This is a genomic window from Synechococcus sp. O70.1 (assembly GCF_047462215.1).
Lineage (GTDB): Bacteria > Cyanobacteriota > Cyanobacteriia > Thermostichales > Thermostichaceae > Thermostichus.
Genome location: NZ_JANSIT010000001.1, coordinates 75,561 through 99,269, shown reverse-complemented (window position 1 = coordinate 99,269; position 23,709 = coordinate 75,561). Strand labels below are relative to the sequence as shown.

Below are 23,709 nucleotides of genomic sequence, written 5' to 3'. Positions count from 1 at the left end.
CTCTGGAACGGCACCAAGTGGCGGCTCTAACCAGACTAGACTCTGCAGAAGGAGATCTGGCCTTTTCTTTTTACGGAAGCTCCAGGGATCCAGGAACGCCCTCCAGGCTGGCTGGCAGAGAGGTTAGTCCCTGAAACCAGCTGAAAAACTGCTCGGCATAGGGTCGAAGGGTAGGCTCCAGGTAGTAGAAGTTCTCCGCCCGATCCGTAAACTCCCAAAACTCAGAAGCAGTGGAGTGAAGTTCCTGGCGGATGATCTGCAGTCGGGCCAAAGGCTCCTGTTGCATATCCTCATAGATCAGCCTGGCCAAATCCTCCCGCCCACGGCTGAGGAAATAGGCTGCTAGCCGCGCCTGGGTTTTCCGGATCCCGCGCAGGGTCATTTCCTGCTGCTCGCTTTCCGGGTCTTGGTCCAGGTGGAGCAGGACTTGTAGGATGGCCTCCGTTGTCTCTGACTGCAGCGCGCAGCTGAGTTGGGCCAACACTCCCAAGTCAAAGCCAAAGGTTTCAGAAAGGAAAAGTAAGCCGGCCTTGTAGGCCACTAGGCTGTAGTAGCGAAAATGGCCGACCATCTCCAAGACCAACGCCGGCTGCTGATGGCGCAGGGCGGCCTCGGCCAGCAAACGGTACTGCTTGAGCAGGTTGTAGCCGCTGCGGATATCCCGCGCATTGATCACCGCCCGCAAGTAGGTGTTGAAGAACTTAATCACCCAGCCGACCAGCCGGAGCTCCCGGCTTTGCAGGGCGCGGATCCCCAGCTCCCGCGTGTGAATGGCCACCAGAGTACTTGCTTGCCGCAGGCCATTGAGGCCCTCAGTAAACAGGGCCTGATACTGCCGCAGGATCTTCAGCTCCAGCCAGGATCCCTCCGCTTCGATTTGGCGCAACAGCCCCTCATCCACTGAGGCAAAGTCCGGATCTCGCCACAGCGCTGGCGTCCAGAGAAACCAGGAGCGGGGTAGGTGTGCCTTGTGCTGGGCATAGAACATCCACAGGGCCTTTAGGCTATCCAAGGCTTCCAGGAGGATGACCTCCTCCCGTTGGCGCAGGGCGCTGATGGCAATACTTTTGATTTCATCCAAGGCCGAGAGGCAGCGCTGATGGGCGGCAGCGCAAGGTTGTAGTGCAGAGGGCTGCCGCTGTTCTAATCTGGATCGTGAGGATTTGGAGGCAAGGGATCCCAAGATCGCCTGCTGCACCTGCTGCTCAATGCGGCGAATAATCGAAGTCGGCTGCAGGAAGTGAAACACAAAGCTGAAGTAGGGGATGAGCACCAAAAACGAGGCCGTACCCAGCAGTAGGTTTAGCCCAATCAGGAGCTGGGGATCCTCGTAGAAACCCAGGGCCACCGAGCTCCACAAACTGACCACATTCGCCAAAATCAAAAACGAGAAGAGGTAGAAATTGGTCTTCTCCCGCAGAAACAACTCGGTAACTTTGGGGGTGAAGCGATCAGCACTCAACTGCACCACAATGGCCACCACCGAGGGGGTAAAGCCCAGCATCCCCGACAGCACCTCGGCCAAGGTGACCACAAACTCCTGCAGCGCTCCTGGCTGCTGAACGGGTTGGGCAAGAGCCAACGCCAAGCCGGCTTGGATCCAGCGGTGCGCCCCCCCTGCCCAGGCTAGACCTGCCACCACCCCCACCGCACTCCAAAGCCAAACTTGAGAGCGAGGCTTGGCAGCGTTTGCGGCTAAGCCCATCTTCTTTCCCCCCAGCACCTTCAATATTCGCTAAGAAGAGCCTCCACAAACTCGTAGCTGGAAAAAGGCCTTAGATCCTCCAACCCCTCGCCAGCTCCAATAAAGCGGATAGGCAGGTTCATCTGCTGGGTAATAGCTAGGGCGATCCCTCCTTTGGCGGTGCTGTCCAGCTTGGTGAGGATGACGCCGGTTAGCTTGGCCACTTCGGCAAACACCTGGGCCTGGCGCAGGCCGTTTTGCCCTTGGGTAGCATCCAAAACCAAGAGGCTTTCCACCTTGGCTTCGGGGGCTTTCTTGTCGATGATGCGGCGGATCTTGGCCAGCTCCTCCATCAGGTTCTTCTTGTTCTGCAGCCGGCCTGCTGTATCTACCAAGAGCAACTCGGTGCCTCTGGCCTTGGCGGCGGTGATGGCATCAAACACCACGGCGGCCGGGTCAGCGTTAGGGGAAGGGTTGGCGATGACCTCCACCCCCGCCCGCTCTGCCCAGATCTTGAGCTGCTCTATGGCGGCAGCGCGGAAGGTGTCGGCAGCAGCAATTAGACACTGGTAGCCGGACTGGCGGGCCACATGGGCAATTTTGCCGATGGTGGTGGTCTTGCCCACCCCATTCACGCCCACGATCAGCCAGATGTTGAGCGTGCCCCGCTGGGGCGCAAAGGTGGGATCCCCTACCGTCAGCATCTGCCGCATCTGCTGCTTGAGGTACTTCACCGCCTCCTCTGGGGGCACCACCTCCTCCCGCATGCGTTTTTGCAGGGCCTGGAGGATCTGCTCGGTGGCCTCAACGCCCACATCCGCCTGCAGCAGCATCGTCTCAATGGTTTCGACCGCCTCCCGATCAAGAGGCCCCCGGCCCATTAGAGCCTTTAATTGGTTGATCAGGTTGAGGCGGGTTTTGCCCAGACTTCGCCGCAGCTTCTGCAGCCAGGAAATTTCTTCTACGGAGATCTCTTCGGGCTTGCGTCCTTGGGCCGCCAGGATCTCGGCTGACCAGCGGAAGCCCTCGTCGAAAACCAGCTCTTCCGCCGCCGACTCTGCCGACTCTGGAGGTGGGGCAGCAGGAGCAACAACGCTGGCAGGGATCGGCTCTGCTTCCTCCACGGCGCTTGCCTTTAGGGCCTGCAGGCGCTCGGCAGCGCGAGGAGCCAGATCAAAAAAGGAGGGGACAGCAGCCGGCTGCTCAGGAGACGATGAGGGGGAGGCGGCTTCAGGTGCTGTAGCTGCTGGAGCAGAGGGCTGGGATCCCTCGCTTGCAGGGGGTTCTGGGGCGGCTGGGGAGACAACCTCTGCTTGAGTAGCTTTGGCGGCAGCCCGCGCTTTTAGGTTGGCATAGGCGGCTTTAGCAAAGGCCAAATAGTCTTCTGGCGACATGGCAGCCGGCTCTGCCGCTGGGGGAGTTGCCGACTCGGCCTTTTGGGGAGAGGACTCTGCTTCACCCTTGGAGTCGGTGTAGCGACGGCGAAACCAATCAAAGGCCATAATCCCACCTCTAGCCTGACTTTTTTTCCAGTTTGGCAAAGCAGCTTCTTTTCCAGAGCTCGGCCTTTGCACCCAAAGAGGAAGGGACAGTTTCCCTAGGCAAACACCACCGTTTTGTTGCAGTACACCAGGACGCGATTTTCTAGGTGATAGCGCACGGCCCGGGCCAGGACTAGGCGCTCCACGTCGCGGCCTTTGCGGATGAGGTCAGCTACCGTGTCGCGGTGACTCACCCGTACTACGTCCTGCTCCCTTCATCCAGCTCCTCAGTGGCGTAGTGGGCGGTGGCGCCGATGATCTTGACGCCCCGCTGGTGTGCACGCTGGTAGGGGTTAGCACCGGCAAAAGCAGGCAGCGTAGAGTGGTGAATGTTGATCACCGGGGGCGCCTGGCGGAGCAGCCACCCACTCAAGACCTGCATGTATTTGGCCAGCACCACCAAGTCAATCCGATATTCCTGCAGCAAGGCCAGTTGTCGGGCCTCTGCCTCGGCTCTGTTTTCTGGAGAAACGGGGATGTGGTAGTAGTCGATGCCAAAAGAGCGGGCCAGCGGCTCCAAGTCGGGGTGGTTGCTGATGATCAGAGGGATCTCCGCCGGCAGCTCCCCAGCCCTCTGCCGCCAGATGAGATCCAACAGACAGTGGGGTTGCTTGCTAACCCACACCGCAATGCGCCGGCGCGTATCGGAAAAATGCAGCTCCCAGTTGGCCTGGATCCCGCGGGCAATGCCGGAGAAGGCAGGGACGATCTCCCACCGTTCCAGGCGAAAGCCCTCTAAATCCCACTCGATGCGGCTTAGGAACAACCCTGCCTCGAGATCCGTGTGGTGGTCAGCGTGAAGAATGTTGCCGTCGTAGCTGTAGATGAAGTTGGAGAGCTTGGCTACCAGGCCTTTTTGATCGGGACAGGACACCAATAGGGTAGCCGTGGGCATAGAAGTGCAAAGAGCTCGCCCCTTTACCCTAGGACTTGGATTGGTCTGAGGGCAAGCGCCCCTGGCCAGGGGGTTTCAGTCTTGAGCTCTTGCAACAACCCAGAACCCCCCGGCTGGCTGTCCCAACGCCTGAAGTTGATGGGAATTACATCACCGCTGAGGAGTCGGCGAGGGACAGCTCCTGAGAATAACTCGAGGGGTTTTGGCCGTGCTGCTGCAGCCAGGCTTTTGCATTCGCCAGGGCATAGTTAGGATTGTCCTTATGCCGAGACAGAGCGGGTCGAAGCGGGGCATTGGCTAGGCAGCATCCACGCTTGAAGATCCCTCGGACAGGGATGCGGCGGCCCTGGGCTCTGCCTCCACAGCCGGCTTTGTGGGCATATCGGCTGTGGCAACTGGGTCGGTTTTGAGCGGAGCTGCAGGGGCTGTCTGGGGACTAGAGGCGCGGGCGGCTCTTTCTAGCTCCTGGGCTTCCTGGTTTAACTGAGCCTCAAACTCCCTGGCAGCATCCTGTAAGCTGCGCAAGGTTTTGGCTAGGGCACGGCCAATCTCTGGCAGCTTGCGTGGCCCAAACACCAAGAGAGCCACTGCAAAGATAACCAGCATTTCCGGCAGTCCGACGCCCAAGAAATTCATAAGCCCGGGGATCGCTTTGCTTCCCTAGCCTGACATCTTCTTGCCTTTGTCCGCAAGCGCTTTTGCCTCTGCTGCAGCAAACTGCCGCTGCCGTCTTGGCTGGGCTACCAGGTCAGGCCCTTTCCGGCCGCCCAAGCCCAGGGGAGGGGAATGATAAAATTGGGTATACCCGTTCTATTGGCCTAGGCTTCCCATGCTCCAAGCCCTACAGAAGCTTCTCGGGGATCCCAACGAGCGCAAGATCCGCAAGTACCTGCCTGTTGTCAAGCTGATCAACTCGCTGGAGATCGAGATTGCCTCCCTTTCCGATGCGGAGCTCAGGGCCAAGACCACCGAGTTTCGCCAACGCCTAGACAGAGGAGAGTCCCTCGACGAACTCCTGCCCGAGGCTTTTGCAGTGGTGCGAGAGGCGGCCAAGCGGGTTCTCAACATGCGCCACTACGACGTGCAGCTCATTGGTGGCATGGTGCTGCACGAGGGCCAGATTGCCGAGATGAAAACGGGGGAGGGGAAGACCCTGGTGGCCACCCTACCGGCCTACTTAAACGGCCTGACTGGGAAGGGGGTTCACATCGTTACTGTCAACGGCTATTTGGCCCGGCGAGACTCGGAGTGGATGGGCCAGGTGCACCGCTTCCTGGGCCTGACGGTTGGCTTGGTGCAAGAGGGCATGTCCACCGACGAGAAGCGGCGCAGCTACCACTGCGACATTACTTACTGCACCAACAGCGAACTGGGCTTTGACTACCTGCGGGACAACCTGGCCACCGATATCAGAGAAGTGATGCAGCGGCCCTTCAACTACTGCATTATTGACGAGGTGGACTCCATCCTCATCGACGAGGCCCGCACCCCCTTGATCATCTCTGGCCAGGTGTCCCGTCCCTCCGAGAAGTACCTCAAAGCAGCCCAGGTGGCCCGGGAGCTGATCCGCGACGAGCACTACGAGGTGGATGAAAAAGCCCGCAACATCATCCTCACCGACGAAGGTTTTGAGGCTGCCGAGCGGTTGCTGGGGGTCTCAGATCTATTTGATCCCAAAGATCCCTGGGCGCACTTTGTCTTTAACGCTGTAAAGGCCAAGGAGCTCTTCATCCGGGATGTCCACTACATCGTCCGCAACCAAGAGGTGGTGATCGTGGACGAGTTCACCGGGCGGGTGCTCCCTGGTCGCCGCTGGTCGGATGGCCTGCACCAGGCCATTGAAGCCAAAGAGGGAGTGCCCATTCAAAGCGAGAGCCAAACCCTAGCCACCATTACTTACCAAAACCTCTTCCGCCTCTATCCCAAGCTTGCCGGCATGACGGGCACGGCTCGCACCGAGGAAGCAGAGTTTGTTAAAATCTACAACCTCGAAGTGACTGTTATCCCCACCAACCGGCCCATTCGCCGCATAGATGCCCCTGACCTGGTGTACAAGACTGAAAACGCCAAGTGGAAGGCGGTGGTCGAGGAGATTGCCTACATGCACGCCAAGGGGCGGCCCGTTTTGGTGGGAACCACCAGCGTGGAAAAATCCGAACGCCTCTCGGCCATGCTCAAGGAAAGAGGGATCCCCCACAACCTCCTCAACGCCAAGCCGGAGAACGTGGAGCGGGAGGCGGAAATCATTGCTCAGGCGGGTCGCAAAGGTGCCGTAACCATTGCTACCAACATGGCTGGGCGGGGCACGGACATCATCTTGGGTGGCAACGCGGAATACATGGCCCGCCTCAAACTGCGGGAACGGCTGATGCCCAAGCTGGTGCAGCTGGATCCCGACAACCCCCTGGGATCGGCCTCCACGACAAGCCGCGGCGGCGGTCAAGGGTTTGGCCCAGCCTCGCCCAAGCCGAAAAAGTCCTGGACGGTGGTCTCCCCCAACTTTTACCCCTGTGAGCTCTCAGCTCGCACCAGCCAGGCTTTGGACGAGGTGGTGGCCGCCGCAGTGGCCAAGTATGGGTTAAACCGCCTGCCGGAGCTGGTGGTGGAAGATCTCATCGCAGTGGCCTCGGAGAAGGCGCCGGTGCAGGATCCACTGATCTTGCAACTGCGAGAGGTCTACAACAGCATCAAGGCCGAGTACGAAAAGGTCACAGAGGCCGAGCACGAGGAGGTGGTGCGGCTGGGGGGCTTGCATGTCATTGGCACGGAGCGCCACGAGTCCCGCCGCATCGACAACCAGCTGCGCGGCCGCGCCGGCCGGCAAGGAGACCCTGGCTCCTCGCGGTTTTTCCTCAGCCTGGAAGACAACCTGCTCAAGATCTTCGGTGGCGAACGGGTGGCCAAGCTGATGGACATGTTCCGGGTAGACGAAGACATGCCCATCGAGCACCCGCTCCTGTCGAAAAGCCTAGAAAATGCCCAGCGCAAGGTGGAGGTGTACTACTTTGACCTGCGTAAGCAGGTGTTTGAATACGACGAGGTTCTCAACAACCAGCGGCGGGCTATCTACTCGGAGCGGCGGCGCATTCTGGAAGGGGAGAACCTCAAACCCAAGATCCTGGACTACGTGCGCAAGACCGTTGAGGAGATCGTGCAAGCCCACGTCAACCCGGAGCTGCCGCCGGAGGAGTGGGAAATCGACAAGCTGACGGCCAAGATGCAGGAGTTCGTTCCCCTGCTCAAAGACAACCTCAAGGTTGAGGACTTACGGGATCTCTCCTATCAGGAAATCCTCGACTACCTGATCAAACAGGCGGAGATGGCCTACGAGGCCAAAGAGGCCTTCTTGGATACCTTTGAGCCTGGCCTGATGCGGAAGGCTGAGCGCTTTTTCCTATTGCAGCAGGTGGATACCCTCTGGCGGGAGCACTTGCAACAGATGGAGGCGCTGCGGGAAGCGGTGGGCCTGCGCGGCTATGGCCAGCGGGATCCCCTCATCGAATACAAGAACGAGGGCTACGAGCTGTTCCTAGAGATGCTGGACAACATCCGCCGCAACACCGTGTACAACCTCTTTGTCTTTACACCCCAGATCGTACAAGTGCCGCAGGCAGTGCCCCTGCAAGCGGTGGCTGCTGGTTCCGAGACAAGCCAGGTGCCAGAAGCCGACTTTACCCACGAATAAAGCAAAGCCTCGCTAGGACACGTGATCAAGAGCGCTTCTCGAAGTCCAGATCCGGCAAGGGCAGCTTGGCGGTGCTGCCTCCCTGGCCACTGAGCATAGCTAGGCGGCGGGAGATCTCGTCCTCAAGAGCCATTTCGTCAAGCTGGGCGGCAAGTTGCTCGCTGCGATCCTCGGAGAGCTCGCTGAGGGCGTGGACCTTGAGCTGGCGAGCCTGGATGGCGTTCTTGGCCGCCTCAAATTGGGACTTGGCCGAGTCAATGCTATAGGCGTTGTTAACGCGGGTCATCTGTTCAAGGGCTTTGTTCACCTCGTAGATGTCTTTGAGGTTGCTCAGCTCGCGCTTGTAGAGGGCCAGACGCTCTTTTTCCCGGGCCAGCTTTTCCTTGGCAGCCTTGACATAGCGCTCAGCAGTTTCCACTTGTTCCTTGAGCGGGCCAAGAGCGGCCTCAATGCGCAGGGCTTCGGCCATAGCTAGGCGAGCGGCTTCTTGATCCCCCCGTTGCATAGCCAGGCGAGCCTTGTTCTCCAGCGCCTGGTACTCCCGCACCTTTTGCACGTACTTTTGCTCGGCCCGCTGGTAGGCAGCTACCTGGGTGGCGACGGCTTCGGTGAGACGCTGCACAGTCTCCTGCATGGTTCGCACCGATTCTTCGGCCACCGCCACTGCCTCTGCCCCGCCTTTTTCCACCGGCAGCCCCCAAAGCCAATTCCACGTGCCCACGATGAGGCTGCCGGCTCGCTGCCCGAAAATGCCATAGATGATCTTACGCACGCCCATGGCTTGCCCTCCCTATCGCTGCCTTTCACTGTATTCAATTTCCTCTGCAACTGGGAAGCTTGCCAGAAAGGGGCAGGCGGACAAAGTCAAACCCCTGCTCCCGCAAAGCCGGGATCAAACGGCGGACTACCTCGGCTACCTGAGATCCCCCCTGGACGCCGTCGTGGAGCACAATCAGGGAGCCGGGCCGCACTTGGTTGAGCACCCGCTCCACCACCACGGCCACCGGCGGGCAGAGCCAATCCTCCGGCACCACACTCCACATCACCGGTAGATACCCCCAGGAGCGCAAGTCGGTTAGCGTCCGGGGCCAGAAGAGACCGTTGGGGGGGCGCACGGCCCGATACTCTTCTGGGGTGCCGCCACAGGCAGCCACGAGGGTATCCTGGCTGCGTCGCAAGCTCTGTAGCAGTTCACCGCGGCTAAGCTGGGTAACCGAGCGGTGCTGCCAGCCGTGCAGGCCAATGCCGTGGCTCTGTTGGCGGATTTTCCGGGCCAGGTGGGGCCAGCGCTGCACCCGTTCCCCCAACACAAAGAAGGTGGCTGGTACCTGAAACTCCTGTAAAACTTGCAACAGGGTCGGCGTGTATTCAGGGTGAGGGCCATCGTCAAAGGTAAGGGCCACCTGTCGCTTCTGAGGATCTGGCGGTAAGTCCCAGAGAGCCTCAGGAAAAAGGGTCTTGAGGCCCTGCTGCAGAAGGGGGTAGAGGGCAGAGGGGAGGATCTGCGGCGGCCAAAAGGGCATAGATTGACCTCAACTTTCCAGAGAGCCCCTTGTTACCCCCAACTGGCTGTACAGCTTTAGCTCCCGCCACAGTTGAGAGCCACTCATCTGGCCCTGGAGGAGCTGTTGATAGCAGCGTAGGGTTTGCTGAACCTGCTCGGCAGACTCCCGCAAGAACTCAATGCGCAGATATCGCAACCCCAGCGCCAGGAGCTGCGACACATATTCTGCCCCAGTTTGGGCCTTGCCATTGTAGAGGGTGTTGCGGCAGCCAGCATCGGCTTTCAAAATGTGCTCCACATTGGCCCTGTCCCTCAGCCTTACTTCGTGCTTTTCGCAGGGGCGGCCACAGTTGGTGTAATCCGTGCCACTGGACAAAAAGGCGCAGAAGACGCAGTGCTCCATGTGGAACATGGGCATGTGCTGGTGGATAGTAACCTCGTACCAATGGGCAGGGCCAGCCTGCAGCAGGGATCCCAGTTGCTCATGGTTGAGGTCATAGGAGGCCGTCAGGCGCTCCAGGCGGTAGCGGCTTTTGAAATAGTGGGCGGTGAGGGGATTGGCCACGTTCAGGGAAAAATCGCCGATGCAGCGCTGGTTGGTGAAAAAGCGTAGGTGGTCGTAGTTTCGCACCAGATAGCCATCGGCTCCTGCCGCCAGCACCTGTTTTAGAATCCAAGTTTCCCCCGGCTTGGTGATGCGGGGCGGGGCCGCCCACAGCTCCACCTCGGGGTGAGAAGCTTTGGTAGCGCGGATAACTTCCCGGTAGCGGCGGGGATCCTCAAACTCCAGGTAGATCTGGCGGATGCCACAGGCAATTGCCGCCGACAACTGGGCCGGCTCCCGCACCAACACCACCAGCTGGGGCAATCCCGGCTCGGCTGGCTCTAGGGGAGGCAGCAGGTCTTGCCAGTGGGCGTCAGGATTGAGCTGCCAGCGGCGGGGCCGGGCTCGCAGCGCTTGCAACTGCTCCACTGCCTGGCGCCGCATTTGGTTGAGGACGCTGACCGGCAGCATCACCTCCCCCTCCAGGGCATTGTGCAGGGATCCCAGCCGGAAGGGCGTACCTCCCAGGCGGCCCAGTTGCTGTCGCAGCTTCTCGTCGGTGAGGGGCTGCTGGCGAGCAGGCTGCAAAGGCATGGGGGAATCCACCTGCACCACGTGGCCCTCTTCATCGCGCAGGATGAGGGTCAGGGGCAGTCCGGCCTGGCCATGGACTTCCAGGTGGACGGGGCGGCGGAAGCGGGGCTGATTCCCGGCATAGCTCCGGCGCAGGCGCTTTTCCAGCTCTGGGTCGCTGGTCTTCCAGAGGCGATCCCCTACCCGCAGGCGTTTGAGGTCAATTGCCCCCTGGGCAAAGCTCAGCCAGGCCAATCCCTGCTTCTGGTGCACGCGGTAAACTCGTCCCCCCTGCTCCGGCAGCTCTGGCTCCCCCTGGTCAAACACCACGCCATCCCCCGCCTTGAGGGGAGCTTCCAGGCGCACTCCCACCTGATCCCCCTCGATCCTCACCACCTGTCCTAGGTAAACGCCGCGCTTTTTGCCAAAACGGGCATGCACCAGCTTTTGGTTGTTGATGCCTCGCAGCCAGCCGGTGTACAGGCCGCGGGAAAAGCTCATCTCCAGCTCATACCATTCCTGGTCTGAGGGCTGCCACACTTCCCCTGCCCCCAAGGCGTCCAAGGCCCGCCGATAGATGCGCGTTACGCTGGCTACATATTCTGGGGATTTTAGGCGGCCCTCAATTTTCAAGCAGTGGATCCCTAGCTTGACTAGCTCCGGCAACACCTCCAAGCCAGCTAAATCTTGGGGGCTAAGTAGATACCGCTTCTCTCCCAGATCGCGGCGAACCCCGTCCACCACCAGCTCGTAGGGCAGGCGACAGGCCTGGGCGCACTCCCCGCGGTTGGCCGAGCGTCTCCCCAGCGCCTCGCTGGTTAGGCATTGCCCGGAGTAGGCCACGCACAGGGCCCCATGGACAAACACCTCCAGAGCAATGGGGGATCCCCTCTCTTCCAGATGGGCGCGGATCTTGGCTATTTCCTGGAGGGAACACTCCCGCGCCAGCACCACCACCTCACAGCCCAGCTCGGCAGCAAACTCCGCTCCCACGCCGCTGGTAATAGTCATCTGTGTTGAGGCGTGGATGGGCAGGTCGGGAGAAAGATGTCGAACCAGGCGCGCAATGCCGACATCCTGCACGATGACCGCGTCTACCCCTGCTGCCGTCATCGCGCGGATGTACTGTTCCGCCTCCTCCAGCTCTTCAGGAAAGACCAAGGTATTTAAAGTGACGTAGCCCCGCACCCCGCGCTGGTGCAGCCAGGCCATTAGCTCTGGCAAGTCCGCCTCCGTAAAGTTGCGGGCGCGCAGGCGAGCATTGAACCGTTCCAGTCCGAAGTAGATGGCGTCGGCTCCGTTTTCCACCGCTGCCTTGGCACACTCCCAGTCCCCCGCCGGCGCTAGCAGGAGAGGCATCCGAGTTGGCAAAGACTGCTCTCCAAGGCAGCCTGTTGATCCCCCATCTCTGACAACAGCCTTCATGGGAAGAGAACCCGCCAACCCAAGGGATCCTTTCCCATTCAAAAGGATCCCCCAGGGTAACTCCCTCTAGCCTACCCGATCTGCATGTGAGAAGATCAAAGCCTGACCTCCCCATCTCTGAGCAGACTCCCGAGGTTTAGCCAACACGGTATGAGCAAGTCTAGCGACCGCTTGCTGCTGGAGTTCGAGCAGCCTGTTGCCGCTCTCGAGCAGCGCATCCAGGAGATTCGGGCCTTGGCTGAAGAAAACGACATTGATGCTTCTGAGCAGATTCGCCAACTGGAGGCCAAAGCCGAAGAGCTGCGCCGCGAGATTTTCAGGCAGCTCACACCTGTCGAGCGGCTGCAGGTGGCCCGCCATCCCCGTCGCCCTACCACCTTGGACTATGTGCAGACCATCTGCGACGATTGGTTTGAGCTGCACGGGGATCGCCACGGCCAGGACGATCCGGCCATTGTCGGCGGCCTAGCCAAGCTGGAGGATCAGCCGGTGATGATCCTCGGCCACCAAAAGGGCCGCGACACCAAAGACAACATCCACCGCAACTTCGGCATGCCCAACCCTGCCGGCTACCGCAAAGCCCTGCGGCTCATGGAGCATGCCCACCGCTTTGGTCTGCCCCTTTTGACCTTTATCGACACGCCAGGGGCCTACCCAGGAGTTAAGGCCGAGGCTGAGGGCCAGGGGGAGGCCATTGCCACCAACTTGCGGACGCTGTTTCAGCTGGAGATCCCCATTATCTGTACGGTGATTGGCGAAGGGGGATCCGGGGGGGCCTTGGCCATTGGGGTGGGCAACCGCATCTTGATGTTTGAACACGCCGTCTATTCGGTAATCTCACCAGAGGGCTGTGCAGCCATCCTTTGGAAAGATGCCAAAAAAGCACCCCAGGCGGCAGCAGCCCTGCGCATTACTGCCCAAGATCTGCTGCAACTGGAGGTCATTGACGAGATCCTGCCAGAGCCAGTGGGAGGTGCCCACCGCGCTCCTTTGGAAGCTGCCCAAACTCTCAAAGAGGCTCTCCTAAGACACCTCAAGGAGCTTTCCAGGCTGAGCGGGCGGGAGTTGCGGGAAGAGCGTTACCAAAAGTTTCGCCGCATGGGAGCTTTTCTGGAGCTGGCCTAGGAGAGCTAATTATCTTCAGCGAAGCTAGCTCTGCTACGAAAAATTACAGTTCCTGGCCGGCTCTGAGGTCAAAGATCAAGTCAGTGGTAGATTCAAAGTGCTGCGCGCTATCCCAAGCGCGGCCTAAGCAACACCAACCGCAACGAGAAGGGAGGCTATGGCTGTGATGGAAGGCGATCCCCGGCAGGGCGCTAAGCTCCCCCTCTTCGGGGGATCTACCGGAGGGCTGTTGAGCGCAGCCGAGACCGAAGAGAAATACGTCATCACCTGGACTGGCAAGCCAGGGCAGGTGTTTGAGATGCCCACGGGCGGGGCTGCTGAGATGGTGGAGGGTAAGAACTACCTCACCTTCGCCCGCAAGGAGCAGTGCCTGGCTCTTGGGGCCCAGCTGAGATCTGAATACAAGATCAACGACTACCAGATCTTCCGCATTCCGGCAGGGGGACAGCCGGAGCTGGTGCATCCCAAAGATGGCGTCTTCCCTGAAAAAGTTAACGAGGGTCGCCAGCCCGTCGGCAAGGTAGATCACAGCATCGGCAAAAACCGCGAGCCCGTTACCTACAAGTTCACCGACGGCAAGCCCTGGGACTAATTTGGTTGGCAGCCTTGGTCTTGTCCGATCCCCTGCCAGGCTCAGGGGATCCCTTTTGTCTGTCTGCACCTCTTTAAAAAAGCTCCAGCTCACTTGGAGCCGGAGCCGCAAGGTCTGGCATTCCTGGTCTACTTGGCAACTGCCGCGAAGAACTCCTTGGATTTGACCGGGTCGGGCTTTAGGGTTCTCTGGCCGGGCTGCCAGTTGGCTGGGCAAACTTCATCGGGGTGGGATTGGACATACTGGATAGCCTGCAGGGTGCGCAGGGTCTCATCCACGCTGCGGCCAAAGGCCAGGTTGTTGATGGTGGCGTGCTGAAGGATCCCTTCCTTGTCGATGATAAACAGGCCGCGCAGCGCCACCCCTGTTGCCGGATCCAGGACATTGTAGGCGGCGCTGATCTCTTTCTTCAGGTCGGAGACCAGCGGATACCTCAGCTCGCCCACCCCGCCAGCTTTGCGGTCGGTTTGCATCCAGGCCAGGTGAGAGTACTCGCTATCCACCGAGATGCCGAGGATCTCCGTGTCCAACTTGGCAAACTCGTCGTAGCGATCGCTGAAGGCCGTGATCTCGGTCGGGCAGACAAAGGTAAAGTCCAAGGGGTAAAAGAGCAGCACCACATACTTCTTGCCCCTGTAGTCAGAGAGCCTCACCGTCTTGAATTCCATGTCGTAAACGGCCGTGGCCGAAAAATCGGGAGCTAGCTGCCCCACCCGCAGACATCCTTGCTGAGACATGAGGTCGACCCTCCTTCCGCTAAGGTGCAAATGTAAACTAAAATCAACATACCATACTCATAATGAGTTTGTCTTGCGGGTTAGGCAAGCTAAACCGACCCGACAACCTCTTGTCCCTCACCCATTTACAGCATCTGCCAAGGTATCCAAATGGGGGGGCAGCCAAGGATGGGCTTCTACTTCAGGAAGGGAAGAATCCAGCAACCAGCGGCAGGGGCGGCGCTCTTCCAAGATGGTAGTGGCGCAGCAGCAGCTATAGACTTCTAGGTAGTCGTCGGGTTCTGCCTCGAAAGTGGCATACTGGCCCGGGAAGAGGGTGCGCTCCCAGTGGCCAGGGATCGTCCGGATTACCTGAACCCGGCCAGAGCGGTTGACATAAACGTATCTTTTCATTGCTGTTTTTTAATTCCCTTAAGAAAAACTTATTGCCCTTTAGGACAGGCTATCATCCTTGATCCCCAGCCGACAATAGCCAGCGGCTGGGACGGGGATCGCCCTTTGCGCTTGACTTTTGGCAATTTGTTCTCTCAGGTTATTCAAGGTGGGGATAAAGATCTCGAGAAGAAGCCTGCCCTGGTAAACTGGGAGAGAGTTTGAAGAGATCCTTACTGAAGTTGGCCTTCATCGTTCCGAGGGGGGCATACCGTGGACAACAAGTTGGGGCTCGAGATCATCGAAGTGGTGGAACAGGCTGCCATTGCTGCCGCCCGCTGGATGGGCAAGGGGGACAACAAGGCCGCTGACCAAGCAGCCGTAGAAGCCATGCGGGAGAAACTCAACCAGATCCCCATGCGCGGTCGAATCGTCATTGGGGAGGGAACCCGCGACGAGGCCCCCATGCTCTACATCGGGGAGGAAGTGGGGATCTGCACCCGTCCCGACGCCGAGCAGTTCTGTCGCGTGGAAGAGCTGGTGGAGATCGATATTGCTGTGGATCCCTGCGAGGGCACCAACCTGGTAGCCAAAGGCCAGAACGGATCCATGGCGGTGCTGGCCATCTCCGAGAAAGGCGGCCTTCTCAACGCCCCGGACATCTACATGCAAAAACTAGCGGCCCCGCCCCAGGCCAAGGGCAAGGTTCACCTGGACTATCCGCCAGAAAAGAACCTCAAGATCATCGCCGAAAGCCTGGGTCGGGAGGTGGCGGACCTAACGGTAGTGGTCATGGATCGCAAGCGCCACGCCGATCTCATCCGCCAAATCCGTGAGGCAGGGGCGCGGGTGAAGCTAATTACCGACGGCGACCTCTCGGCAGCTCTGGCAGTGGCGTTCAGCGGCACAGGTATCCATGCCCTGATGGGGATTGGAGCGGCTCCCGAGGGAGTGATCTCGGCAGCGGCGCTGCGCTGTCTGGGCGCTCACTTCCAAGGGCGGCTCATCTACGATCCCGAAGTGGTGCAGGCGGGCACCTACCTGCCACCGGTAGAAGAGACCCGGCGAGAACTGAAAGAAAAGGGCATTGAGGATCCCGATAAGGTATGGGAGTGTGAGGAGCTAGCCAGCGGCAAAGAGCTGCTCTTTGCGGCCACCGGTATCACCGATGGGGATCTGGTACGGGGAGTGCGCTTCTTCGGGGGTGGAGCGCGTACGGAAACGCTGGTGATTTCTAGCCAATCCCGCACCGTGCGCTTTGTGGACACCATCCACCTGAAGGAGGGCCAGCAGCCCCCCGCCCTGCAACTGCGCTGACGGATCCCCTCCTAGCTCTTCCCAGTGACGAGGGCGGCTTTCCCTGGGGAAGGTCGCCCTTCTGCTTGGGAGAACGTTAAAAAATCTATCAAGGCCGACCCCGAAAAAACGTAATAACTCTTCAGCAAAATCTGGCAAAACCGATCCGATACTGGTCTTAGGGTTTAGGTAGTCTGAGAAAAGTTACCTAAGCTTGCTGCAGCCAAGACAGGTAAGACGCTTTGCTTAGGCTCTAGGCTATTCTTGTTTCGGGCAAGGTTTGCCTTTGTTTAGAGATTTAACAATCAGTGGTCTATAGACGACGGAGAGGCATGTTTATCGCGGTTGTCGGTCTTAGCCATCGCACAGCTCCTGTGGAGATCCGGGAGCGCCTCAGCATTGGGGAGGCCGAGGTGGGAGAGAGGATCCGGCAGCTCCGTGCCCACCCCCACATTGAGGAAGCAGCAATCCTCAGCACCTGTAACCGGCTGGAGGTCTACATCGTTACGCCAGAAACCGAAAGCGGGGTGCGGCAGACGATGCAGTTTTTGGCCGAGGCAAAGGGGATCCCCCTGCCCCAACTGCGTCCCCACCTGTTTACCCTGCTCTACCAAGATGCGGTGACCCACTTGATGCGGGTGGCGGCCGGGCTGGAGAGCTTGGTGCTGGGAGAAGGGCAGATCTTGGCGCAAGTGAAAAAGGCTCAACAACTGGGCCAGGCATGCAACGGCACGGATCGCATCCTCAACCGCCTCTTCAAGGCAGCCATCACTGCCGGCAAGCGCGTCCGCGCGGAGACGGGGATCGGCACCGGCGCCATGTCCATTAGCTCGGCAGCCGTGGAGCTGGCCCTGCAAGAGCAGGGATCGCTTTCCCAGGGCAAGGTTACCGTCGTGGGAGCAGGGAGAATGGCCCGCCTCTTGCTGCAGCACCTTCTGGCCAAGGGAGCGGTGGATATTACCCTAGTCAACCGCTCCTTAGAGCGGGCAGAAGCGCTAGCCCAGCAATTTGAGCAACCAATCCAAGTCCTGCCTTGGGAGTCGTTGCTCAACAGCGTGGCGGAGTCCAATCTGGTCTTCACCAGCACCAGCGCCACCCAGCCCATCCTTACCTACGCCCAACTAGTGGAAGTGCTGCAGCCGGATCAGCCGCTGCTGTTGGTGGATATCTCCGTGCCCCGCAACATCGATCCCGAGGTAGAAAAGCTCAGAGGGGTGCGGCTGTTCAACGTAGATCACCTCTCCCGCGTCGTGGAAGAAAACCGCGCCCAACGGCAAAAGCTGGCCCTGGCGGCCGAGGCCTTGATCGAAGAAGAGGTGGAGCAGTTCATGGAGTGGTGGCGTTCTCTGGAAACAGTGCCCACCATTTCCAGCCTGCGCCACAAGGTGGAGTCTATCCGCGAGCAGGAGATGGAGAAAGCTCTCTCCCGGCTGGGCAAGGACTTTGCCGAGAAGCACCTGGAGGTCATCGACGCCCTCACCCGTGGCATCGTCAACAAGATCCTGCATGACCCTATGGTGCAACTGCGGGCCAAACGGGACATCGAGGCCCGACGGAAGGCGATGCAAATTCTGCAGGAACTCTTTAACCTCGATCCCATGCCCTTTCAGGCCCAGCAGGAGCGCTAGGTTTTAAAGAATTGCAACAGTCCCCTCATCTTCAGGCAACAGCGGACCTTAGGATACACAAGTAGGCTACGGGATTTGGGGCTATGTTCGGGCAATACGAAGTGTTCGTGCAGTTGGCGCTGCTTGCCTTGATTGTCTTGGCAGGGCCGGCGGTCATTTTGGTGCTTTACCTGCGCGGGGCTGATATGTGAGGCAAGGGTTGCCCGGTAGCGCTGGCAGGGCAACTCTCTCTGCGATGTAACACTTCTTTGCGCTAGAGTTGTAGAGGCACCCCCAGGAAAGGCTGGGGGTGAGTTTTTCTACGGATTGAGGGCTATGCCGATCCCTATCCGCAACATTGCCATCATTGCCCACGTTGACCACGGCAAAACCACCCTCGTGGATGCCCTGTTGCGCCAGGCAGGAGCCCTGCGGGCGGAAGGAGACATTCCCGCCTGCGTGCTGGATTGCAACGCCCTAGAGCGGGAGCGGGGCATCACCATCCTGGCAAAGAACACCGCCGTTCGCTATGGCGAAACCCTGATCAACATCGTCGATACTCCCGGCCACGCCGACTTTGGCGGGGAGGTGGAGCGGGTGCTGGGCATGGTGGAAGGCTGTCTGCTGATTGTGGATGCCAACGAGGGCCCGATGCCTCAGACCCGCTTTGTGTTGCGTAAGGCCTTGGAGAAGGGCTTGCGCCCAATCGTGGTGGTCAACAAAATTGATCGGCCTCAGGCCGAGCCCTACAAGGTCATCGACAAAGTGTTGGATCTGTTTCTGGAGCTAGGCGCTGACGAAGACCAGTGCGACTTCCCCTACCTATTTGCCTCGGGACTACGGGGTTTTGCCCTGGAAGAAGCTGACCTCAAAGCTTTCCTTGCAGGCAACTACAGCGGCCCTCTCGACATGAGGCCTCTCTTTGAGGCCATCCTCAAATACGTGCCGCCGCCAGTGGGGGATCCCGCCAAGCCGCTGCAACTGCAAGTCACGACGCTGGAGCACTCGGAATACCTGGGCCGGATTGTGATTGGCAAGATCCACAACGGCACCATTCGGCTTGGGGATCAGTTGGCGGTGGTCAAAGAAGACGGGTCGATTGCCAGGGGCAAGGTAACCAAGCTGTTTGGCTTCCAAGGCCTGGAGCGCATTGAGCTAACAGAAGCCACTGCCGGCAATATTGTGGCGGTGGCAGGGTTTGCCGAGGCCCACATTGGCCACACCCTCACCTCTCCCGAAAACCCCCAGGCCCTGCCGCTGATCAAGGTGGACGAGCCGACGCTGCAGGTGAGGATCTGCGTCAACGACTCTCCCTTTGCCGGCCAGGAGGGCACCTTTGTTACTTCGCGGCAATTGCGGGAGCGCCTGATGCGGGAGCTGGAAACCAACGTGGCGCTACGGGTGGAGGAGACCGAGTCCCCAGATTGCTTTTTGGTGTCGGGGCGAGGCGAACTGCACCTGGGCATTTTGCTGGAAACCATGCGGCGGGAGGGCTACGAGTTCCAGGTTGGCCAGCCGAAGGTGATCTTCCGCGAAGTCAACGGCCAGCCCTACGAGCCCTATGAGCTTTTGGTGTTGGATGTGCCGGAAGCGGCAGTGGGCGCCTGCATCGAACGGCTGGGAGAGCGGCGGGGAGAGATGCAGAACATGAGAGTGGGCGCGGACGGTCGGGCCCAGTTGGAGTTCGTCATCCCGGCGCGGGGGCTCATTGGCTTTCGCAGCGAGTTTGTCCGCATCACCCGCGGCGAAGGGATTATGAGCCATAGCTTTTTGGAGTACCGTCCTCTCACCTCAGGGCTGGAGACTCGCCGCAACGGCGTGCTCATTGCCTTTGAAGAGGGAGTGGCCACCACCTATGCCCTGAAGAATGCGGAGGACCGCGGCGTGTTCTTCATTAAGCCGGGCACCCGCGTTTACAAGGGCATGATTGTGGGTGAGCACAACCGACCCCAGGATCTGGAGCTAAACGTCTGCAAGACCAAACACCTAACCAACCATCGCGCCTCAACGGGAGAAGAGCTGGTGCAGCTGCAGGCGCCGGTGGAGATGACTCTGGAGCGAGCCCTGGAATACATTGGCGAGGACGAGCTGGTGGAGGTCACCCCCCAGTCGGTGCGACTGCGCAAGGCCCAGTTGGCGCCCTCTCGCCGCTAGAGGTAAAAGCGTAAGTTGGGGAAATAGAAAGCGCCCCAAAGGCCGAGGAGGACAAACCCCAGGCCAAGGAGCAGCAGCCACAGGCGGGGACGGCTGTGGAGACGAGCTGCTTCTGTTTGGACATAGGCCAAATCCACCCAGGCAGTGTTGCCGCGGCGGAACCAGCCCACCACCTTGACCTGCCGGCCCATGAGGGCGCGGAGGGACTTTAGGCCGGAAAAGACATTGCCCAGCGGTCCCAGGGGAGAGGTGAAGCGCAGGGGGATCAGGCCGGTGGCATCCTGGAGCTTGAGCTCTGCTCCCAGTTGATAGCCAGTTGGTCCCAATCCCAGCAGCTCGCCTTCCAGCTCCACCGGCTGACTGCGGCAGGGATCCGCGTCCGGATCGGCCAGCAAGCTGAGCACCGCAGTGGGCTGGGGCAACAGAGGTCCTCGGTACATGAGCCCTGCCTTGGCCCACAGGCCCATCCCATAGCCCACCACCGCAGCCGCGGCAATGATCTTGGGATCGAGGCGATCTCGCAGCCCTAAGTAGAGGATTAGCCCCACCAGCCAGCCTATAACCATGCCGACCACTTCGGCAGCGTAGATGGCCAGGTCCACCCAGAAGCGAGCCTTTTGAGGAGCCCCTCCCTCATTCGGCTTGACTAGGCTTAGCTCAGGCAAAAGGCGCAGCCGCTGCGCGTATTTCCCCAAAACCTGAAAGCGCTGTCCCAGCAGGGGATGGCTGGAATTCAGCTGCATCCAGCGGGCCCAGGGGTTGAGCTGCTCCCAGCGGAAGACCTGGCCGGCTTGGGCGGGATCCTGCAAGCGGACAGCGGCACTGGCGGCAGCGGTAGTTTTGAAGTCCAGGAGGCTAAAGAGGCGGGTGCAGTGCAACAGCGAGGAGGGGCGGCGGTCGTTTTTGTGAACCTCCTGCAGGCCAGCAGCCGACTTGAGCAGAGCGGCCATTAGCCCGTTGGGGTTGCCCGTGGCCTCGACCGCGAAGTGATCGGCGTGGTAGGTGCCCAGGCGGGAGAGGAAAAACAGGGGGTAGGAAAGCACCGTGTAGATCAGGTAGAGCAGGGGAGCCACGTGTCCAATGAGATCCCGCCGTTGGCTCCCCAGGTGGCTCACTTGCTCCAGGGTTAGGTAAACCAACTGCAGGGGGGATCCTAGCAGGGTCATGAGCAGGATGTCGCCGTTAACGATCCGCCCCAGGGCCTGGGCGTAGACGGCGGCAATCTCATCGGGAGCAAGCCGCTGCAAGAGGGCCTGGGTGACCACGATGCGGCCGCCATCGGGAAAAGTGCCGTAGACAAAGGCCAGCGGTCCCCCTTCTGGAATCACCCCCAGGCGCGGCAGTTTGAGGTGCTTCTGGGCGCAGAGGCGCTGCAGCAGGCGAGCTGCCTCGGGGCTATGGCGCTCGAGTTCTCCTAGGCTGGCCCAGCGCAACTTGTGCAGCCGCTGGTGCAGGTGATCCAGGAGCCAGGGGGCAAAAAAGAGCAGGCCTACGCCAAAGTTAACCGCCAGGCTGCCAGCCACCAGCCAGCGTAAGCCGTTGCGCAGCCAGGGCAGCAACCCCTGCAAAAACCAAAGCTGCCGTGGAAAACTTAGCCGCCCAAAATCCAGGTGGCTGCCCACCAGCCCAAAACTCAGCCACCAGAGGAAGAGGAGGCCCACAGCCAGGGATCCCCACTTGGCCCATCCTAGAGAACCGGCCTCCGCCGGCAAGGGGATCCTTAAGCCTACCTGACTGGCCCGTTGGCGGCTGGAGGAGGGGGAAGCAGCGGGTTTTTCCGCCGTTTGGGGCAGACGGGACAGGATTTTTTGGGCCCAGTCTCGCGCCTGAGGATCCGGATGCTGCAGCAGTTTTAGACAAAGCGCCCGCGCCTTCTCTGCTTGGCCTAGCTGATGGTAGGCCCGCACCAAATTCATCTGGGCTTCCAGGACTTGCCTACTTGCTGGGATCCCCCCTCCCTGGCCCCCGTGATGAACCTGGGCCAAATAGTCCTCAAGAAGTTGGATAGCTTCTTGAAAGCGGCCCTGCCGTAGGGCCTCCTTGCCCGCCTCCGCGGGGTTCATCGGCCTGCTCCGAGATCTGCCTGCTCCTCTAGCTTAGGCTCTGGGGATCCCCCCGAAAGGGGGTAGCGGAGCAAGCGCCGCCGCAGACAGTCCAGCGCCGCTTGGGCGCTCCACCAGCGCACGCCCTCTCGGCCGCGCAGGCTACCCAAGCGGTACTCCAACACTTCCACTTTCCCCTCCGGGTAAGCTAAGCCCAGATAGACCAGGCCAACCGGCTTGGCAGCAGTGCCCCCCTCTGGGCCGGCAATGCCAGTAATGCTCAGGGCCCAGTCGGAACCAAAAACCTGCTTGGCTCCCAGCGCCATCTGGGCAGCTACCGGCTCACTAACTGCTCCATGCTGCTGCAGCGTCTTGGGATCTACCCGCAAAAGCTGCTCCTTGAAGCGGTTGTCGTAGGCAACGATGCCGCCCAGGAAATAGCGCGAGCTGCCCGGGATCCCGGTTACCAACTGCCCCAGTAGCCCGCCGGTGCAGGATTCGGCTACCGCCAGGGTCTGCCGCCGCTGCAGGAGCAGCTCCCCCACCACGCTGGCCAAGGTGGCCTCATCGCTGCCAAAGTAGTCTTCTCCAGAAATCTGCAAAATCTGCTCCACCACTGGAGCAATCAGGGCCTCTGCCGCCTCGCGCGTGGGAGCGCGTCCAGTAACTCGCAGGCGCACCTCCCCTTGGCTGGCGTAGGGAGCGACCGTGGGATTTTCCCCGGCCAGCCAGGGGGCCACCCGCTCGGCCAAGGTCGATTCGGGGATGCCCCAGTAGCGCAGCACGCGGCTGTAGAAGACCTCCTTGCCCCAGCCGAGGGAGCGCAAATAGGGTACAGCCGTCTCCTGCCACATGCGCTGCATCTCCTGCGGCACGCCGGGAAAGGTGAGAACATGCAAGTTGGGGCGGGGCTGCCAAATGAGGCCACAGGCGCTGCCGAGGGGGTTGGGCAGGATGGCGGCTCCCCGGGGCAGAAAGGCCTGCTTGCGGTTGCTAGGCGAGGGCACAAGGCCGCGCTGGCCGTATTTTCGCAGAATCTCCTCCCAGAGCTGGGGGTGCTCCACCATCTCCACTCCAAAAAAGGAAGCCAGCGCCGCATGGGTCAGATCATCCGGGGTTGGCCCCAGGCCTCCTGTGATTAACAGCAGGCTGGAGCGCTGGCAGGCCACCTCCAGGGCCTGGTGGATGCGGGTTTCGTTATCCCCCACCACCGTTTGGTAGTAGTGCGGGATCCCGAGCTTGGCCAGCTCGGCTGCCAGATATTGGGCGTTGGTGTTGGCGATCTCTCCCAAAAGCAACTCGGTGCCAACACAGAGGATTTCGGCCCCTTGGGGAGTGACGATTTGCGTTGGGCTCATGCTCGGCTCAACCTCGGCTCAGCCGCTAAGTATAGAGGTCTGGCCCCCCTTTCGCGCAGGGATCCTATTCAGAGGTGGGCTGAGCGTCGAGGCTCCGAGCCAGCGCTTCCAGGTCAGAGCCGCTGAGACGGTGGAGAATCCACTCAGGGTGCTGTTTGGCGCCCAAGCGCCGATAGAACTCCATTGCCGGCTGGTTCCAGTCCAAAACCATCCACTCCAGCCGCCCGTATCCTTTGGCCACCGCCTCCTGAGCCACCCGTGCCAAGAGCGCCTTGCCGATGCCCCTGCCGCGGAATTCGGGCAGCACAAACAGATCTTCCAGGTAGAGTCCGGGCCGGGTGAGGAAGGTGGAAAAATGACGAAAGTAAAGAGCAAACCCCACCGCTTGCCCCTCCACTTCTGCCAACAACGCCGAGGCAAAGGCTTCGGGGCCAAACAAATGGTGCCGCAATAGATCAGCGGATCCCGTTACCAAGTGGCTCAGCTTCTCGTACTCGGCTAGGGCGCAGATGAGGTTAAACAAAGCGGGCGCATCTTCAGGCCTGGCAGGGCGGATTTCCATACCTTCTAGCCTC

General features: G+C 60.3%; 18 protein-coding genes and 1 pseudogene. 7 read left to right on the top strand and 12 right to left on the bottom strand.

Annotation, left to right across the window (positions count from 1 at the left end; genetic code table 11):
* Positions 1–70: 70 nt before the first annotated feature.
* The 4 genes and pseudogenes from NW833_RS00470 to NW833_RS00455 all read right to left on the bottom strand — a co-directional run bounded on the left by NW833_RS00470 (position 71) and on the right by NW833_RS00455 (position 4,756).
* Positions 71–1,705, bottom strand: coding sequence for a DUF2254 family protein (locus NW833_RS00470; RefSeq protein ID WP_414411187.1), 1,635 nt, complete (start codon positions 1,703–1,705; stop codon positions 71–73).
* A 20-nt stretch (positions 1,706–1,725) separates the two neighbouring features.
* Entirely contained in the window at positions 1,726–3,186 is a 1,461-nt protein-coding gene (ftsY, locus tag NW833_RS00465; protein WP_414409552.1) for a signal recognition particle-docking protein FtsY, read from the bottom strand.
* A gap of 95 nt (positions 3,187–3,281) precedes the next feature.
* Positions 3,282–4,120, bottom strand: a pseudogene (gene purU / locus NW833_RS00460) (formyltetrahydrofolate deformylase).
* A 297-nt stretch (positions 4,121–4,417) separates the two neighbouring features.
* The gene (locus NW833_RS00455; protein WP_414411186.1) at positions 4,418–4,756 is read right to left on the bottom strand and encodes a TatA/E family twin arginine-targeting protein translocase; all 339 of its coding nucleotides are present in this window, start codon (positions 4,754–4,756) and stop codon (positions 4,418–4,420) included.
* Between the two features lie 193 nt (positions 4,757–4,949).
* On the opposite strand from NW833_RS00455, the gene secA reads away from it, so the two are divergent.
* The gene (gene secA / locus NW833_RS00450; RefSeq protein WP_414411185.1) at positions 4,950–7,805 is read left to right on the top strand and encodes a preprotein translocase subunit SecA; all 2,856 of its coding nucleotides are present in this window, start codon (positions 4,950–4,952) and stop codon (positions 7,803–7,805) included.
* A 25-nt stretch (positions 7,806–7,830) separates the two neighbouring features.
* Here secA and NW833_RS00445 read toward each other — a convergent pair whose 3' ends face one another.
* The 3 genes from NW833_RS00445 to NW833_RS00435 are packed head-to-tail and all read right to left on the bottom strand — an operon-like array spanning position 7,831 to position 11,785.
* Positions 7,831–8,583, bottom strand: coding sequence for a PspA/IM30 family protein (locus NW833_RS00445; protein WP_414348131.1), 753 nt, complete (start codon positions 8,581–8,583; stop codon positions 7,831–7,833).
* A gap of 34 nt (positions 8,584–8,617) precedes the next feature.
* Positions 8,618–9,328, bottom strand: coding sequence for a polysaccharide deacetylase family protein (locus NW833_RS00440; RefSeq protein WP_414411184.1), 711 nt, complete (start codon positions 9,326–9,328; stop codon positions 8,618–8,620).
* 9 nt (positions 9,329–9,337) lie between these two features.
* A complete protein-coding gene (locus NW833_RS00435; RefSeq protein WP_414411249.1) occupies positions 9,338–11,785 on the bottom strand; it encodes a DUF3656 domain-containing U32 family peptidase in 2,448 nt (815 codons plus the stop codon).
* Between the two features lie 216 nt (positions 11,786–12,001).
* Between NW833_RS00435 and NW833_RS00430 the strand changes: the two genes are divergently transcribed.
* Both NW833_RS00430 and NW833_RS00425 read left to right on the top strand, forming a co-directional pair.
* Positions 12,002–12,976, top strand: a complete 975-nt coding sequence (locus tag NW833_RS00430) for an acetyl-CoA carboxylase carboxyltransferase subunit alpha (RefSeq protein ID WP_414393565.1) — start codon at positions 12,002–12,004, stop codon at positions 12,974–12,976.
* Between the two features lie 157 nt (positions 12,977–13,133).
* Positions 13,134–13,568 (top strand): photosystem I reaction center subunit II PsaD, encoded by a 435-nt coding sequence (locus NW833_RS00425; protein WP_414393564.1) that lies wholly within the window; start codon positions 13,134–13,136, stop codon positions 13,566–13,568.
* 128 nt (positions 13,569–13,696) lie between these two features.
* Here NW833_RS00425 and NW833_RS00420 read toward each other — a convergent pair whose 3' ends face one another.
* On the bottom strand, positions 13,697–14,305 hold the full coding sequence (locus tag NW833_RS00420) for a peroxiredoxin (protein ID WP_414393562.1): 609 nt from the start codon (positions 14,303–14,305) through the stop codon (positions 13,697–13,699).
* Positions 14,306–14,422: 117 nt separating this feature from the next.
* On the bottom strand, positions 14,423–14,698 hold the full coding sequence (locus NW833_RS00415) for a DUF1830 domain-containing protein (RefSeq protein ID WP_414411183.1): 276 nt from the start codon (positions 14,696–14,698) through the stop codon (positions 14,423–14,425).
* 252 nt (positions 14,699–14,950) lie between these two features.
* Here NW833_RS00415 and glpX point away from each other — a divergent pair, with 252 nt between their 5' ends.
* The 4 genes from glpX to typA all read left to right on the top strand — a co-directional run bounded on the left by glpX (position 14,951) and on the right by typA (position 19,734).
* On the top strand, positions 14,951–15,994 hold the full coding sequence (glpX, locus tag NW833_RS00410; protein ID WP_414411182.1) for a class II fructose-bisphosphatase: 1,044 nt from the start codon (positions 14,951–14,953) through the stop codon (positions 15,992–15,994).
* A gap of 311 nt (positions 15,995–16,305) precedes the next feature.
* On the top strand, positions 16,306–17,601 hold the full coding sequence (locus NW833_RS00405; protein ID WP_414411181.1) for a glutamyl-tRNA reductase: 1,296 nt from the start codon (positions 16,306–16,308) through the stop codon (positions 17,599–17,601).
* 83 nt (positions 17,602–17,684) lie between these two features.
* Complete coding sequence (psb30, locus tag NW833_RS00400; protein ID WP_099812430.1) at positions 17,685–17,792, top strand: photosystem II reaction center protein Ycf12/Psb30; 108 nt, start codon at positions 17,685–17,687, stop codon at positions 17,790–17,792.
* Positions 17,793–17,916: 124 nt separating this feature from the next.
* Positions 17,917–19,734 carry a translational GTPase TypA gene (typA, locus tag NW833_RS00395; RefSeq protein ID WP_414411180.1) on the top strand — a complete coding sequence of 606 codons (1,818 nt, stop codon included), beginning with the start codon at positions 17,917–17,919 and terminating at the stop codon, positions 19,732–19,734.
* On the opposite strand, the gene NW833_RS00390 is transcribed toward typA, so the two are convergent.
* The 3 genes from NW833_RS00390 to NW833_RS00380 form a co-directional block, all read right to left on the bottom strand.
* A complete protein-coding gene (locus tag NW833_RS00390; RefSeq protein WP_414411179.1) occupies positions 19,731–21,797 on the bottom strand; it encodes a M48 family metalloprotease in 2,067 nt (688 codons plus the stop codon). The genes typA and NW833_RS00390 overlap by 4 nt on opposite strands.
* Positions 21,794–23,134, bottom strand: coding sequence for a competence/damage-inducible protein A (locus NW833_RS00385; RefSeq protein ID WP_414411178.1), 1,341 nt, complete (start codon positions 23,132–23,134; stop codon positions 21,794–21,796). The genes NW833_RS00390 and NW833_RS00385 overlap by 4 nt, the downstream gene beginning before the upstream one ends.
* Before the next feature lie 64 nt (positions 23,135–23,198).
* Positions 23,199–23,696, bottom strand: coding sequence for an N-acetyltransferase family protein (locus NW833_RS00380; protein ID WP_414411177.1), 498 nt, complete (start codon positions 23,694–23,696; stop codon positions 23,199–23,201).
* Between the last annotated feature and the right edge of the window lie 13 nt (positions 23,697–23,709).